Annotated in this window: 11 protein-coding genes; 2 read left to right on the plus strand and 9 right to left on the minus strand. The window is 66.2% G+C overall.

What is annotated here, in order from left to right:
* Window positions 1–224 precede the first annotated feature (224 nt).
* The 9 genes from BLR24_RS17925 to BLR24_RS17965 all read right to left on the minus strand — a co-directional run bounded on the left by BLR24_RS17925 (window position 225) and on the right by BLR24_RS17965 (window position 10618).
* Window positions 225–1043: a M55 family metallopeptidase gene (locus BLR24_RS17925; RefSeq protein ID WP_093019287.1), complete on the minus strand. Its 819-nt coding sequence runs from the start codon at window positions 1041–1043 to the stop codon at window positions 225–227.
* Window positions 1040–2119 carry a DmpA family aminopeptidase gene (locus tag BLR24_RS17930; RefSeq protein ID WP_093019289.1) on the minus strand — a complete coding sequence of 360 codons (1080 nt, stop codon included), beginning with the start codon at window positions 2117–2119 and terminating at the stop codon, window positions 1040–1042. Before BLR24_RS17930 ends, BLR24_RS17925 begins: the two co-directional genes overlap by 4 nt.
* 21 nt (window positions 2120–2140) lie before the next feature.
* Entirely contained in the window at window positions 2141–3070 is a 930-nt protein-coding gene (gene gsiD, locus BLR24_RS17935) for a glutathione ABC transporter permease GsiD (RefSeq protein WP_093019290.1), read from the minus strand.
* 10 nt (window positions 3071–3080) lie between these two features.
* The gene (gsiC, locus tag BLR24_RS17940; protein WP_093019292.1) at window positions 3081–4001 is read right to left on the minus strand and encodes a glutathione ABC transporter permease GsiC; all 921 of its coding nucleotides are present in this window, start codon (window positions 3999–4001) and stop codon (window positions 3081–3083) included.
* Between the two features lie 136 nt (window positions 4002–4137).
* A complete protein-coding gene (gene gsiB / locus BLR24_RS17945) occupies window positions 4138–5688 on the minus strand; it encodes a glutathione ABC transporter substrate-binding protein GsiB (RefSeq protein WP_093019294.1) in 1551 nt (516 codons plus the stop codon).
* A gap of 67 nt (window positions 5689–5755) precedes the next feature.
* The gene (locus BLR24_RS17950) at window positions 5756–7633 is read right to left on the minus strand and encodes a dipeptide ABC transporter ATP-binding protein (protein WP_093019296.1); all 1878 of its coding nucleotides are present in this window, start codon (window positions 7631–7633) and stop codon (window positions 5756–5758) included.
* A 23-nt stretch (window positions 7634–7656) separates the two neighbouring features.
* Entirely contained in the window at window positions 7657–8616 is a 960-nt protein-coding gene (locus BLR24_RS17955; RefSeq protein ID WP_093019298.1) for an isoaspartyl peptidase/L-asparaginase family protein, read from the minus strand.
* The gene (locus BLR24_RS17960; RefSeq protein WP_093019300.1) at window positions 8613–9578 is read right to left on the minus strand and encodes a MurR/RpiR family transcriptional regulator; all 966 of its coding nucleotides are present in this window, start codon (window positions 9576–9578) and stop codon (window positions 8613–8615) included. The genes BLR24_RS17955 and BLR24_RS17960 overlap by 4 nt, the downstream gene beginning before the upstream one ends.
* A gap of 146 nt (window positions 9579–9724) precedes the next feature.
* On the minus strand, window positions 9725–10618 hold the full coding sequence (locus BLR24_RS17965) for a LysR substrate-binding domain-containing protein (protein WP_093019302.1): 894 nt from the start codon (window positions 10616–10618) through the stop codon (window positions 9725–9727).
* A gap of 84 nt (window positions 10619–10702) precedes the next feature.
* On the opposite strand from BLR24_RS17965, the gene BLR24_RS17970 reads away from it, so the two are divergent.
* Entirely contained in the window at window positions 10703–11875 is a 1173-nt protein-coding gene (locus BLR24_RS17970; protein ID WP_093019304.1) for an NAD(P)/FAD-dependent oxidoreductase, read from the plus strand.
* Window positions 11876–11926: 51 nt separating this feature from the next.
* Window positions 11927–12958, plus strand: a complete 1032-nt coding sequence (locus BLR24_RS17975) for a class I fructose-bisphosphate aldolase (RefSeq protein WP_093019306.1) — start codon at window positions 11927–11929, stop codon at window positions 12956–12958.
* Window position 12959 lies beyond the last annotated feature (1 nt).

The raw sequence follows: 12959 nt of genomic DNA on the forward strand, positions 1-12959 counted from the left end.
TCGCGCTTTATGCGGATAAGCTTATTCTCCAGCGCCCATGCGGGTTTCCGGGCGGTTGAATGCTTATTCTGGATAAGGCGAGAGTGCTCTCACAAGACCAAGGATAACGCCCGCGGGAGTTCCGCGTTTGTCCACTCTCTGCTTGGGGAGAGGGCAATTGCGCAAGGTTTACTGTTGCCGGCCCTCACGCCAGCCCTCTCCCGGAGGGAGAGGGAGTAATACTTTTAGCGCAGCATCGACGACATTGCTGAACAGCAGTTCAGCATGCGCACCGCGGCCTCCACCGTGTTCGCAGTGAAGCGCAAGGTCACGCCGTCGACGCGCTCGAAGGCTGGCCACTGGCAGAACAGATCGGCCATGGCCGGCGACTGGGTGCGCAGCGTGACCATCTGCGGGCCCTTGAAGACCAGCGGGCTTGCGTTGGCGCGCCCGGCCAGCGCCTCCGCCACGCCGGCCCGGATTGCCTCGCGCGAGTGCTCGGGCGACAGCGACACGCCGCTGTTGAACCCCGTGGCGCGCTTGGTCTCGACAAAGGTCGCATGCGGAAAGAGCGGCCGGTTCTCGGCGATGAACACGTCGTCCCCACTGGCCATGACCACCGGCGCGCCGTACTCGCCGGCCAGCGCGCCATAGAGCCCGGCCTCGCCCAGCTCCTGGTCGCCGAGCCAGATGCCTGCAAAGGCAAAGCTGTTGATGGTGTGCGCCAGGATGCCGCGCCCCTGCGCACGCGAGTGGTAGCCGACCATGCAGACCGCGTCCACGCCTTCCTCGACGCCGGCCACCATGCTCAGGTAGCGCGGCTTGCCCTGCACCACGCGTGCACGCGCATCGAGCACGTCGGGCGGCATGTTGCGAAAGCCGCCGTGTGAGTCGTTGACCAACACCTCCACGGCGCCGGCATCGAAGGCGCCCGCAATGGCTGCATTGGCCTCCTGCGCCATCAGTAGCCGGGCGCGCTCGAACTCGGGGTTGCCGGAGCGAACCTGCTCCGAGTGGTAAACGCCGGCTACGCCTTCGATGTCGGTGGAGATCAGGACTTTCATGGGGCGTGTGGCGGTGCGAGAGAAGAAAGTACGGAGGAGGGCAGCAGCTCGGCCAGCGTCGGCCGGTGGTTGCCGTCGCGCCCGGTCACGGCCGTGGCGTGCCACAGCGCATGAAGAATAGCCTGCTCGGTGCTGTCGGCCGCGGCCTGGAACAGGCCGTCGAGCAGGCTCTCGTGCACCAGCGCAATGGCCGGCATCGGGCGTTCGGCGCGGTCGGGCACCGTGCAGGCGGTCGAGAAGGCCAGCACGATGTCCCCGCTGCCATGGCCGAAGACCGAGCCCGTACGCGCCAGGCCGGCGCCCGCGCGCAAGGCCAGCCGGCGCAGTTGGCGTGCGTCCAGCGGCGCGTCGGTGGCGACCACGATGATGATCGAGCCTTTTTCGGGCTCCCTCGATGTCCGGCTGCCTTCTGCGGCCAGCCTGGACACCAGTTGCTGGCCGGCCGCCTGGCCAGCCAGCACCAATTGCGATGGGCGGCCGTAGTTGGCCAGCACCAGCGTGCCGACCGTGTGCACGCCGCCATCCTGCGCGGACACCCGACGCGAGGCGCTGCCGATGCCGCCCTTGAGCTGGAAGCACGACATGCCGCGCCCGGCCCCCACGGAGCCTTGTGCAAAGTCGCTGCCGGCGTCTTCGAGCGCATGCAGGTAGTCGGCCTCGCTCACGGCCAGGCGCTGGATGTCGTTGAGAAAACCGTCGTTGCACTCGAACACCAGCGGATTGACCGTGGGCAGCGACCGGCCGCTCTCGGGGTTGGCGGCCACGCAATGGCGGATCTGCGCAGTTGCCACCGCCCCCACCGAGTAGGTGTTGGTGAGCGCGATTGGCGTCTCGAGCACGCCGAGCTCGGCCATCTGCACCAGCCCCACGCTCTTGCCGAAGCCGTTGAGCACCACCGCGGCGGCCGGCACCTTGTCGCGGAACGGGTCGCCGGCATGGGGCCGGATCACCGTCACACCGGTTTGCACGGGGCCGTCATCAAGCGTCCGGTGGCCCACCGTCACGCCTTCCACGTCGGTGATTGCGTTGCGCGGACCCTGGAGCAGGTTCCCGATGCAGGGGGGATTCGATGCCATGAATGAAGAAAGAAATGCAGGCTACTCGCGGTCGATCTTCGGGTCGAGTGCGTCGCGCAGCGCATCGCCCAGCAGGTTGAAGGCCAGCACCGTGAAGAAGATGGCCAGGCTGGGGAACAGCGCCACGTGCGGCGAGGTGACCATGTCGGCGCGTGCTTCGCTGAGCATCGCGCCCCATTCGGGCGTCGGCGGCTGCGCACCCATGCCCAGGAACGAAAGGCTGGCCGCCGTGATGATCGAGGTGCCCACACGCATCGAAAAATACACGACGATCGACGAGATCGTGCCCGGCAGGATGTGCCGCACGATGATGGTCCAGTCCGACGCGCCGATGCTGCGCTCCGCCTCGATGTAGGTCTGCTGCTTCAGCACCAGCGTGTTGCCGCGCACCAGGCGCGCGAAGGCGGGCACGCTGAACACCGACACCGCCACCACCACGTTGGTCATGCTGCTGCCCAGGATGGCGACCACGCCCAGCGCCAGCAGGATGCCGGGGAAGGCGAACAGCACGTCGGAGATTCGCATCACGATGCGGTCCCACCAGCCTTCGTAGTAGCCCGCGAGCAGGCCGAAGGCCGTGCCGATGAAGCCGCCCACCAGCACCGAAAGAAAGCCGGCCATCAGCGAAATGCGCGCGCCCATCAGGATGCGGCTGAAGATGTCCCGGCCCAGCGGATCGACACCGAACCAATGCGTGGCCGAGGGCCCGGTGTTCAGCATGTCGTAGTCGAAAAAGTTCTCGGCGTCGAAGGGCACGATCCACGGCGCGAACACCGCAACGAAGACCAGCAGCAGCACGAAGAGCGCGGCCACGATGCCCACCGGCTGCTTCTTGAAGCGGCGCCAGCATTCGCCCCAGGGCGTGCGGACCTTGCCCGCGGTCTGCACCACGGCCACGGGGGAAAGCGAAACGATGGATTCGGCGGCAGACAGGCCGGAAGCTTGCGTCATGGCTGCTTGCTCACTTGTAGCGGATGGTGGGGTTGATGTAGCCGTACAGCACATCCACCACCAGGTTGATCAGGATGAATTCGAGCGAGAACAGCAGCACCAGCGTCTGGATGACGGGGTAGTCGCGCATCTGCACGGCGTCGACCAAGAGGCGGCCCAGGCCGGGCCAGTTGAAGACCGCCTCGACCAGGATCGAGCCGCCCAGCAAGAATCCGAACTGCAGGCCCATCATGGTGACGACCGGGATCAGCGCGTTGCGCAGGCAGTGCTTGATGATGACGGTGCGCTCCCGCACGCCCTTGGCGCGTGCGGTGCGAACAAAATCTTCCTGGATCACCTCGACGAACGATGCGCGCGTGAAGCGTGCCATCACGGCCGCCACGGCGGCGCCCAGCGTGATCGAGGGCAGGATGTAGTGCTTCCAGGTGGCGGCGCCCACGGTGGGCAGCCAGCCGAGCTGGACCGAAAAGATCTGCATCAGCAGCATGCCGAGTGCAAATGCGGGAAAGGAGATGCCCGACACCGCCAGCGTCATGCCGAGGCGGTCGGGCCATTGGTTGCGGAACACCGCGGAGACGATGCCGATGCCCATGCCGAAAAACACAGCCCAGACCATGCTGGTGATGGTCAGCATCACCGTGGGGAAAAAGCGCTCGCCGATCTCCGTCGACACCGGCCGCCGCGTACGGATAGAGGTGCCGAAGTCGCCTTGCAGCATGTGGGTGAAAAAGCTCACGAACTGCTGCGGCAGCGGCTTGTCCAGGCCCAGCTCGTGGCGAACCATGGCCACCGTCTGCTCGTCGGCCTCCTGGCCGGCGGCAAGGCGCGCCGGATCGCCGGGCAGCATGTGGACGAACAGGAACACCAGCACTGCCACGATGAGCAGTGTCGGGATCAGGCCCAACAGTCGTTTGAGAAAGTAATTCAGCATGGCATACAGGCGGTAAGGCTCTCGGGGGCCTTCTGGGATCCTTTCGGGGGACACCGCGGAACCGGCTTTGCCGGGCCGCTGGTGTCGCCCCTCGAGGGGGAGGCGGCTACACGAAGTGAGCCGCTTCGGGGGTGGGTCAGTTCACAGCGATCGCGTCGATGTTGATGTTGCCGTCAGGCATCACGTACACACCCGACAGGCGCTTGGAATGCGCCGACAGGTTCTGCTCGGTCACCAGCGGCACGCGTGGCAGGTCCTTGCGGATCTCTTCCTGCGCGGTCTTGTAGAGCGCGGCCTTTTCCTTGTCGTCCACGGTGACCAATGCCTTGGCCAGCGCGTTGTCCACCACTTCGCTCTTGTAGAACGACATGTTGTTCAGCTTCGGCGCCCAGGCTTCGGAGGCGAACAGCGGGCGCAGGCCCCAGTCGGCTTCGCCGGTCGACGACGACCAGCCCGTGTAGTACATGCGGACCTTCGCGGTCTTGGGGTCGGGCCAGGCATCGACCTGCTCGGTGCGCTGGCCCACTTCTAGCGCCTGCACCTGCAGCTTGATGCCGATCTGTGCGAGCTGCTGCTGCACGAACTGGATGGTCTTCTGGCTGGTGGTGTTGTTGTAGGCGCTCCACAGCACCGACTCGAAGCCGTCGGGGTAGCCCGCTTCCTTCATCAGTTCCTTGGCCTTTTTCAGGTCATAGGGAATGGGCGCCATCTTCTCGGCGTACTTCACGCCCTGCGGCACCACGCCCTGCGCCGGGAAGGCATAGCCGCCGAACGCGACCTTGGCCAGCGCCTCCTTGTTGATGGCATAGCCGATGGCTTCGCGCACCTTCGGGTTGTCGTAGGGCTTCTGCAGCATGTTGAAAGCCAGGAAGCGCGTGATGATCGAAGGAATGGCCACCACTTCGAGCTTGTCGCTCTTCTTCAGCAGCTCGGCTTGCTCGTAGGGAATCGGAAATGCGAAATCGGCTTCGCCGGTCTGCAGCATGGCGGCGCGCGTGTTGTTCTCGAGCACCGGCTTCCACTGGAGGTTGTCGATCTTCGGATAGCCCTTCTTCCAGTAGCCGTCGAACTTCTTGGCCTTGACCGCTTCGGTCTGCTTCCACTCGACGAACTCGAAGGGGCCGGTACCCACAGGGTGGAAGGCGATGTCCTTGTTGCCCCACTTCTTCAGCGCGGTGGGCGAAATCATCGCGGCCGAGGCGTGCGCCAGCGAGTTGATGAAGGGGCCGAAGGGCTCCTTCAGCGTGATGCGCACGGTGGTGGGGTTGAGTGCCTCGACCTTGCCCACGCGGTTGAACTGGTTGTAGCGCAGCAGCTTGTTTTCCTGGTTCAGCACACGGTCGAGCGTGAACTTGACGGCTTCGGCGTTGAAGTCGGTGCCGTCATGGAACTTGACGCCCTGGCGCAGCTTGATGGTGTAGACCAGGCCGTCCTTCGACACCTCGTAGCCTTCGGCCAGAACGTTCTGCACCTTCAGGTCCTTGTCGAACTGGAACAGGCCTTCATAGAAGGTCTTGGTCACGGCCGTGGTGATGGTCGTGTTGGTGTTGTACGGGTCGAGTGTTTCGGGCTGGTAGCCAATCGACAGCACGGCGTCTTTCGCGGCCATTGCCGTGCCGGTCATCGCCAGAGCGGCCAGGCCCAGCAGTGCCGATGCCCATCGCAGGGAGGAGGAAGATTGCTTCATGGAAAGAACTCCGGTGGTTCGAGAAAAAAGCAGGAGGGCCTGCGGGTTGAAAAAATCGGTCGATCAATCAGAAGGCGCCGCCAATGGCGTGCCGGGCGACAAAGTGCCCGGGCGCCACTTGCACCAGCGGCGGCACCTCGGGCTCGTCGCCCACGGCGCGGATCGGGCTCGGAATCTCGCCTTCGAGGAGCGCGCGCGGCTTGTGGCGGCGCGACGGATCGGCCACCGGCACGGCGGCCATCAGCTTGCGGGTGTAGGCGTGCTGCGGTGCCTCGAACACAGCGCGGCGCGGGCCGATCTCGACGATCTGGCCGAGGTACATCACGGCCACGCGGTGGCTGATGCGCTCCACAACCGCCATGTCGTGCGAGATGAAGAGAAAGGCCACGCCCAGTTCGCGCTGCAGGTCGAGCATCAGGTTGACGATCTGCGCCTGAATGGAAACGTCCAGCGCCGACACCGATTCGTCGGCCACCACCACCTTGGGGTTGAGTGCGAGCGCGCGCGCAATCGCGATGCGCTGGCGCTGGCCGCCGGAGAACTCGTGCGGATAGCGCTGCGCCACCTCGGGCGAAAGGCCCACCTTCTGCAGCAGCCAGTCGACGCGCTGCTGTGCTTCGGCGCCCTTGGCAATGCCGTGGATCAAGAGCGGCTCCATGATCGAGAAGCCGACCGTCACCCGAGGATCGAGCGAGGCGAACGGATCCTGGAAGATGAACTGGATGTTGCGGCGCAGCGCCTGCAGTTCGCGCGTGGGCAGCTCGCGGATGTTCTTCCCGCCGAACTCGATCGCGCCGCTCTGGCTTTCGACGAGCCGCAGCAGCGAGCGGCCGGTTGTCGACTTACCGCAGCCCGATTCGCCCACGAGCGCCAGCGTCTCGCCGGGATACAGGTCGAAGCTGATCTTCTCGACCGCGTGCACCCGGCGCTTCACGCGGCCGAAGAGGCCGCTGCGCACGTCGAAGCGCGTCACCAGGTCGCGCACCCGCAGGATCGGGCCGGCGTCTGAGCGAACCGTGGTCTGCGGCGTGGTGTTGGTGCACGGCACGGTGTCCGGGCTGCCCTCGGTGCGCAGCAGCTCGAACTTGGCCGGCAGGTCGGTGCCCTGCATCGCGCCCAGCTTGGGCACCGCCGACAGCAGCGCCTTGGTGTAGGGGTGCTGCGGCGCGGCAAACACGGTGTCGGAGGTGCCGGCTTCCACCTTGTCGCCGCGGTACATCACCAGCACGCGGTCGGCAATCTCGGCCACCACGCCCATGTCGTGCGTGATGAAGAGCACGCCCATGCGCATCTCTTTCTGAAGCTCGCGGATGAGCTGGAGGATCTGCGCCTGGATGGTCACGTCGAGCGCGGTGGTGGGCTCGTCGGCAATCAGCAGTTGCGGCTTGCACGACAGCGCCATCGCGATCATCACGCGCTGGCGCATGCCGCCCGAGAGCTGGTGCGGAAAGCGGTCGAGCACGTTGCGCGCTTCGGGAATGCGCACCAGCTCCAGCATGCGCAATGCCTCGGCGCGCGCGGCCGCATTGCTCTTGCCCTGATGGATGCGGATGGCCTCTGCAATCTGCTCGCCGGCGGTGAACACCGGGTTGAGCGAGGTCATCGGCTCCTGGAAGATCATCGCGATGTCCGCGCCGCGAATGCCGCGCATCGTGGTGTCGCGGGCCTGCGCCAGGTCGAGCACTTCGCCATTGCGGCGGCGAAACGCCATGCGTCCGCCGAGGATACGGCCGCCGCCATGCTCCACCAGCCGCATCAGCGCGAGCGACGTGACCGACTTGCCCGAACCCGATTCGCCCACCACCGCGAGCGTTTCGCCATGGTCGACGTGGAACGAGAGATTCTTGACGGCGTCGACCGTGCGCTCGGAAGTCGAAAAGCGCACAGTGAGATCGTCGACGGCGAGGACGCGGCCGTCTGGCAGGGTGAGGGAAGGGGTGGACATGGGAGTGCGAAGGAAGGAGGGCGTCAGGCGAAGATGGCCGTGACCGGCGATTCGTCGCCGCGCGCGTGGGCGCGGTACATGCCTTCGGTGTTGAAGGCGAGGCTCAGGTTGCCGTGGCGGTCGACGGCAATCAGACCGCCGGTGCCGCCGATGGCCGGCAGCGACTGCTGCACGACGGCGTGCGTGGCCGCTTCGAGCGTGGCGCCGCCGTAGGCCATGCGGGCGCAAACGTCGTAGGCCGCTGCCACGCGGATGAACATTTCGCCGCTGCCGGTGCAAGAGACCGCGGCGGTGCGGTCGTCGGCATAGGTGCCGGCGCCGATCAGCGGCGAATCGCCGATGCGGCCGACTCGCTTGTTGGTCATGCCGCCCGTCGAAGTGGCCGCGGCGAGATGGCCCTGCATGTCCAGCGCTACGGCGCCCACGGTGCCGAGCTTCTTGTCTTCGTCGAGCGGCGTCGTCGTCATGGCCGCGCCTTCATGGTCGGTGACCACGCGGCCGGTGCCCCGCACGCGGTAGAGCTGCTGGCGGCGCGCCTCGGTGGAGAAATACGAAGGTTCGACCATCTCCAGCCCGTGCTCGCGCGCAAAGGCTTCGGCGCCGGGGCCGGCGAGCAGCACATGGGCGCCGTCTTCGAGCACGGCACGTGCGGCGCGCACCGGGCGGCGGATGTGGCACACGCCGGCAATCGCGCCCGCGGCCAGGGTGGCACCGTCCATCACGGCGGCATCGAGCTCGTGCGTTTCCTCGTGCGTGAAAACCGAGCCGTGGCCCGCGTTGAAGAGCGGACAGTCTTCGAGCAGCTCGACCGCAAGGCAGGTGGCATCGAGTGCGGAAGCACCCTTCCGGAGCAGCGCCTGCGCGGCAAGCACGATGCTTCGCAAGGCATCGTGATAGGCCTGTGCCTGGGCCGCACCGGTCGTCGCGGCGCTGATGGTGCCGGCGCCGCCGTGAATGGCGATGACGGGCGTGACGTTCTTCATCGGGAAACTTTCTTCTTTTTCTTGCGGGCATCGGCCGTGGTGGCGGCGCCGGCGAGTTGTGTGGCGGCATCGGCCCGTGGCAGGCCTTGCGCGCCATGCAGCCAGGGCCGCACGGCCTGCAGGATGCGGCTCGCGGACTGCACCGCGCGCGGCGCGCGCAGCGCCACCGCGCTGGTCAGCGCCTCGATCAATGCAAGCACGCTGGTCTCGCAGTTCGGCCGGTAGTTGGTTTCAGTCTGGCAATAGAGCACCACGTCGGCCAGCGGCGCCAGTGGCGAACTCGGGCGGTCGGTCAGCGCCAGCACGGCGCAACCCTGTCCTTTGGCAATCTGGGCCAGCGCCACCGTGTCCGTGAGGTAGCGCGGAAAAGTCAGGCCGATGAACAGGTCCTGGGGCCCGGCGTGCATCAGCGTGCGCGCCGCATGCGTCACGCCGCTGACGCTGGAGAGCATCCGCACGTCAGTGCAGCTGCCGTCGAGCCCGTGCTGCAGCAGCCCCGCCAGCCACGCGCTCGCGCCGAAACCGGCAATGTAGACAGAGCGCGCCTTGCCGATGCGCTGCACCGCGGCTTCGCAGGCGGCGTAGTCGAGCGACTGGCGCGTGGCTTCGATGTTGCGGCGGCTCTCGTCGAGCGCGGTGGCGAACACTTCGGCCACGGTGGTCGGATGCTCGAGGTTGCCGCGCAGGCGCTCAACCGGCGCCACCAGCGATTCGAACCCGCGCACGAGCTCGGCGCGAAAGGTGGCGTAGCCGTCGAAATCGAGCGCCCGGGCAAAGCGGTTGGCCGTGGCGACGGATACGCCGACGGCGGCTGCAAGCTCGTCGATGGGCAAGGTCGCAACCTGCAGCGGGTGCTCCAGCACGAAGTCCGCGACCTGGCGGTGCGACCGCGTCAGCCGCGGCAGGGCCTGCGCAATGCGCTGGGCCACGGTGGTGCCAGTGTTGTCGACGTTGGTGCTCATGCGTGGGTTCGTGCACCCGAAACGGGGCATCTGATGAAAACGAGTTTACAAATATAAGACAAAAAAGAAAATTTTCTGTCATTTTTGATCGACGGAGCAAATTGCAGGCCAGCAATGGGCCGCGGTCGAACGCTTTGACGATCCTGTCAGCCGGGCGTGAGCCCGAGCACCCAGCGCTTGAAGTGCTCCAGCGCCCCGGAAGCCGGGCGGCCTTCGGGATAGGCGAAGTAGTAGCCCTGGCGCACGTCCAGGTGCCGGTCGATCGGGATCACGAGTTCGCCGGTTCGCAATTCGCGTTCGATCAGGATGCGCGGCGCGAGGCCCACGCCCATGCCGGCGGCCGCAGCGGCCGTCACCATGGTGAAGAGTTCGTAGCGCGGGCCGCGCGAGGCGTGCACGGTGTAGTCCCAGCCCTGCTGCGAATACCAGTCGCGCCAGGCGTGCGCGCGCGTGCCCAGGTGGACGTGGCGGCAGCGCTCGAAGGCCGATTCGTCCCATGGCCCATTGGCGTCGCGAAACGCGGGGCTGCAGACAGGCACCATCTCGCCCTCGGAAAAGATCAGCCCGCCTTGGGTGTTGGGCCAGAACTGGTCGCCAAAATAGATGGCCGCGTCGTAGGCGTTCTCCTGGAACGAGAAGGGCTGCGACCGTGCCGAGAGATTGACGGTGATGTTCGGATGCCGAAGGCTGAAATCGGGCAGGCGCGGAATCAGCCACTGCGTGGCGAATGTGGGCACCACGGCCACTTCGAGCACAAAACCCATGTCATGGCCGGCGCTGATCTCCAGCGTGTCGCGGCGGATCTGGTCGAGGTGGCGGCGGATGCGTGCCGCGTATTCGCGCCCCGTATCGGTGAGGGTGAGGCGCCGGCGAACGCGTGAGAAAAGCGGCACGCCCAGCCGCTGCTCAAGCGTGGCCACCTGCCGACCGACGGCGCTTTGCGTGAGGGCCAGTTCGGCCGCCGCACGGGTGAAACTCCCCAGCCGCGCCGAGGCCTCGAAGGCTTGCAGCGCACCCAGGTTGGGAATGTCTTTTCTCATCGTTGCTATTCTGCGGGCGGGGCTCGCGGTTTTTCGCGGCGCTTGGGACAATGACATGTCGGCGAGCAGCAAGAAAGGTATTTCATGCGTCGTGTGGTGATCATCGGCGGCGGCGCCATCGGCTCCGCCATCGCCTATTTCCTGAACCGGGATCCGCAGGAGGAACCGTTCGAGGTAACCGTGGTCGAGCGCGACTTTTCGTACACGCAGGCGTCGTCGGCCCTGTCGGCCAGCTCGATCCGGCAGCAGTTTTCCACCGCCATCAACATCGAGATGTCGCTCTACGGCATCGAGTTCTTCCGCGGCCTTGGCGAAATCCTGCGGGTGGGCGACAACGTGCCCGACATCGGACTGGTCGAGCCCGGCTATCTGTACCTGGCGCCGACGGAAGGCGTCGAAGTACTGCGCGAGAACCACGCGCTGCAGAAGGCCCATGGCGTCGACGTGGCCCTGATGACGCCCGATGAACTGGAGGCACGCTTCCCGTGGATGTCGACCGAAGACATCGCGCTGGCGTCGCTGGGCCTTTCAGGTGAGGGCTGGTACGACGGCTATAGCCTGTTGCAAGCCTTTCGCAAGAAGGCCGTCTCGCAGGGGGCGCTCTACGTGCAGGCAAAGGCGACCGGTTTGAAGTGCGACGGCCATCGGGTGACGGGCGTCGAGCTCGACATCGGCAACGTGCTCCAGGCCGACGTCGTCGTCAATGCCGCCGGTGCCTGGGCCGCCAAGGTGGCGGGCATGGCCGGCATCGACCTGCCAGTGCGTGGCCGGCGCCGCATGGTGTTCAGCTTCTCCTGTCCCGACACCCTGCCGGGCTGTCCGCTGGTGATCGATACCTCGGGCATCTGGTTTCGCCCCGAGGGCCGCCGCTTCATCTGCGGCTTTGCGCCGCCCCAGGACCGGGATCGCGACGATGCGCCGCTCGAAGTCGACTACCGGGTGTTCGACGATTTCATCTGGCCCGCACTGGCCAAGCGCGTGCCCGTCTTCGAGGCCATCCGCATGACCGGCGCATGGGCGGGCTATTACGAGATGAACCTGTTCGATCACAACGCGATCCTCGGTCTGCACCCGAACTGCGAGAACCTGTTCTTTGCGAATGGCTTCTCCGGGCACGGGCTTCAGCACTGCCCGGCAACGGGGCGCGGAATCGCCGAACTCATCCGCTACGGCGAGTACCGCAGCCTCGATCTGTCGCCGGTTTCGTTCGCGCGGATTCTGGAGAACCGGCCGTTGCTCGAGAAGAACGTGATCTAGCCGGAGGCCAGGCACAGGCGTAGGATCGTTTCAAGCGAGGGTCACAGCATCATGACTGAACAGGCATTGATCGATACCGCACAAGCGCTGGTCGCAGGAGACAAGGGGCTGCTCGCCATGGACGAGAGCAACGCCACCTGCCACAAGCGCTTCGCCAAACTGAACATTCCCCAAACCGAAGACGCGCGGCGCGATTGGCGCGAGCTGATCGTTACCACGCCGGGCCTGGGCGCATGCATCAGCGGTGCGATCCTCTTCGACGAAACCATCCGGCAACGAACCAGCGCGGGCGCGTCCTTCGTCTCGGCGCTCGACGCGGTGGGCATCATTCCCGGCATCAAGGTCGACACCGGTGCGAAGCCGCTGGCGGGCCATCCGGGCGAGACGGTCACCGAAGGCCTGGACGGCCTGCGCGAGCGGCTGGCCGAGTACGCCGGCATGGGCGCGCGTTTTGCCAAATGGCGCGGCGTCATCACGCCGGGCGCCGGCTTGCCCAGCCGGGCATGCATCGAGGTGAATGCCCACGCGCTGGCCCGCTACGCGGCCCTGTGCCAAGAAGCCGGACTCGTTCCCGTCGTCGAGCCCGAAGTGCTGATGGAAGGCGACCATTCCCTGGCGCGCTGCGCGGAAATCACGGAAGACACGCTGCACGCGGTCTTCGCCCAGCTGCGCTTGCAGGGTGTGCTGCTCGAAGGCATGCTCCTGAAGCCGAACATGGTGCTGCCCGGGCAAGCCTGTCCGCAGCAGGAGAGCGTGGAAGAAGTCGCTGACGCAACGGTCACGTGCCTGTTGCGCACCGTGCCTGCCGCAGTGCCGGGAATCGCTTTTCTCTCGGGCGGCCAATCGTCGCAGCTCGCGTCCGCCCGGCTGAATGCGATGAACCAGAGATTCAAGTCGCGGCTGCCCTGGGCGCTGGCGTTCTCATATTCGCGCGCCGTTCAGCAACCGGCCCTGGATGCCTGGAAAGGCGACTCCGCCAATGTGGAGGCCGCGCAGAAGGCGCTCGTGCATCGCGCGCGGTGCAACCAGGCGGCACGCCGCGGCAACTACGATGCGACGGCGGACGCGCCGAGAGGCGCCTGAA

Origin of the sequence: Variovorax sp. OV700 (genome assembly GCF_900099805.1) — a bacterium.
Lineage (GTDB): Bacteria > Pseudomonadota > Gammaproteobacteria > Burkholderiales > Burkholderiaceae_C > Variovorax.

Bases quoted from the DNA above. Each gene is read 5' to 3' on its own strand.
- BLR24_RS17975 (WP_093019306.1), top strand. From the start codon at position 11,927: ATGACTGAACAGGCATTGATCGATACCGCACAAGCGCTGGTCGCAGGA.
- BLR24_RS17950 (WP_093019296.1), bottom strand. From the start codon at position 7,633: ATGTCCACCCCTTCCCTCACCCTGCCAGACGGCCGCGTCCTCGCCGTC.
- gsiC (WP_093019292.1), bottom strand. From the start codon at position 4,001: ATGCTGAATTACTTTCTCAAACGACTGTTGGGCCTGATCCCGACACTG.
- BLR24_RS17925 (WP_093019287.1), bottom strand. From the start codon at position 1,043: ATGAAAGTCCTGATCTCCACCGACATCGAAGGCGTAGCCGGCGTTTAC.
- gsiB (WP_093019294.1), bottom strand. From the start codon at position 5,688: ATGAAGCAATCTTCCTCCTCCCTGCGATGGGCATCGGCACTGCTGGGC.
- gsiD (WP_093019290.1), bottom strand. From the start codon at position 3,070: ATGACGCAAGCTTCCGGCCTGTCTGCCGCCGAATCCATCGTTTCGCTT.
- BLR24_RS17930 (WP_093019289.1), bottom strand. From the start codon at position 2,119: ATGGCATCGAATCCCCCCTGCATCGGGAACCTGCTCCAGGGTCCGCGC.
- BLR24_RS17965 (WP_093019302.1), bottom strand. From the start codon at position 10,618: ATGAGAAAAGACATTCCCAACCTGGGTGCGCTGCAAGCCTTCGAGGCC.
- BLR24_RS17970 (WP_093019304.1), top strand. From the start codon at position 10,703: ATGCGTCGTGTGGTGATCATCGGCGGCGGCGCCATCGGCTCCGCCATC.
- BLR24_RS17960 (WP_093019300.1), bottom strand. From the start codon at position 9,578: ATGAGCACCAACGTCGACAACACTGGCACCACCGTGGCCCAGCGCATT.
- BLR24_RS17955 (WP_093019298.1), bottom strand. From the start codon at position 8,616: ATGAAGAACGTCACGCCCGTCATCGCCATTCACGGCGGCGCCGGCACC.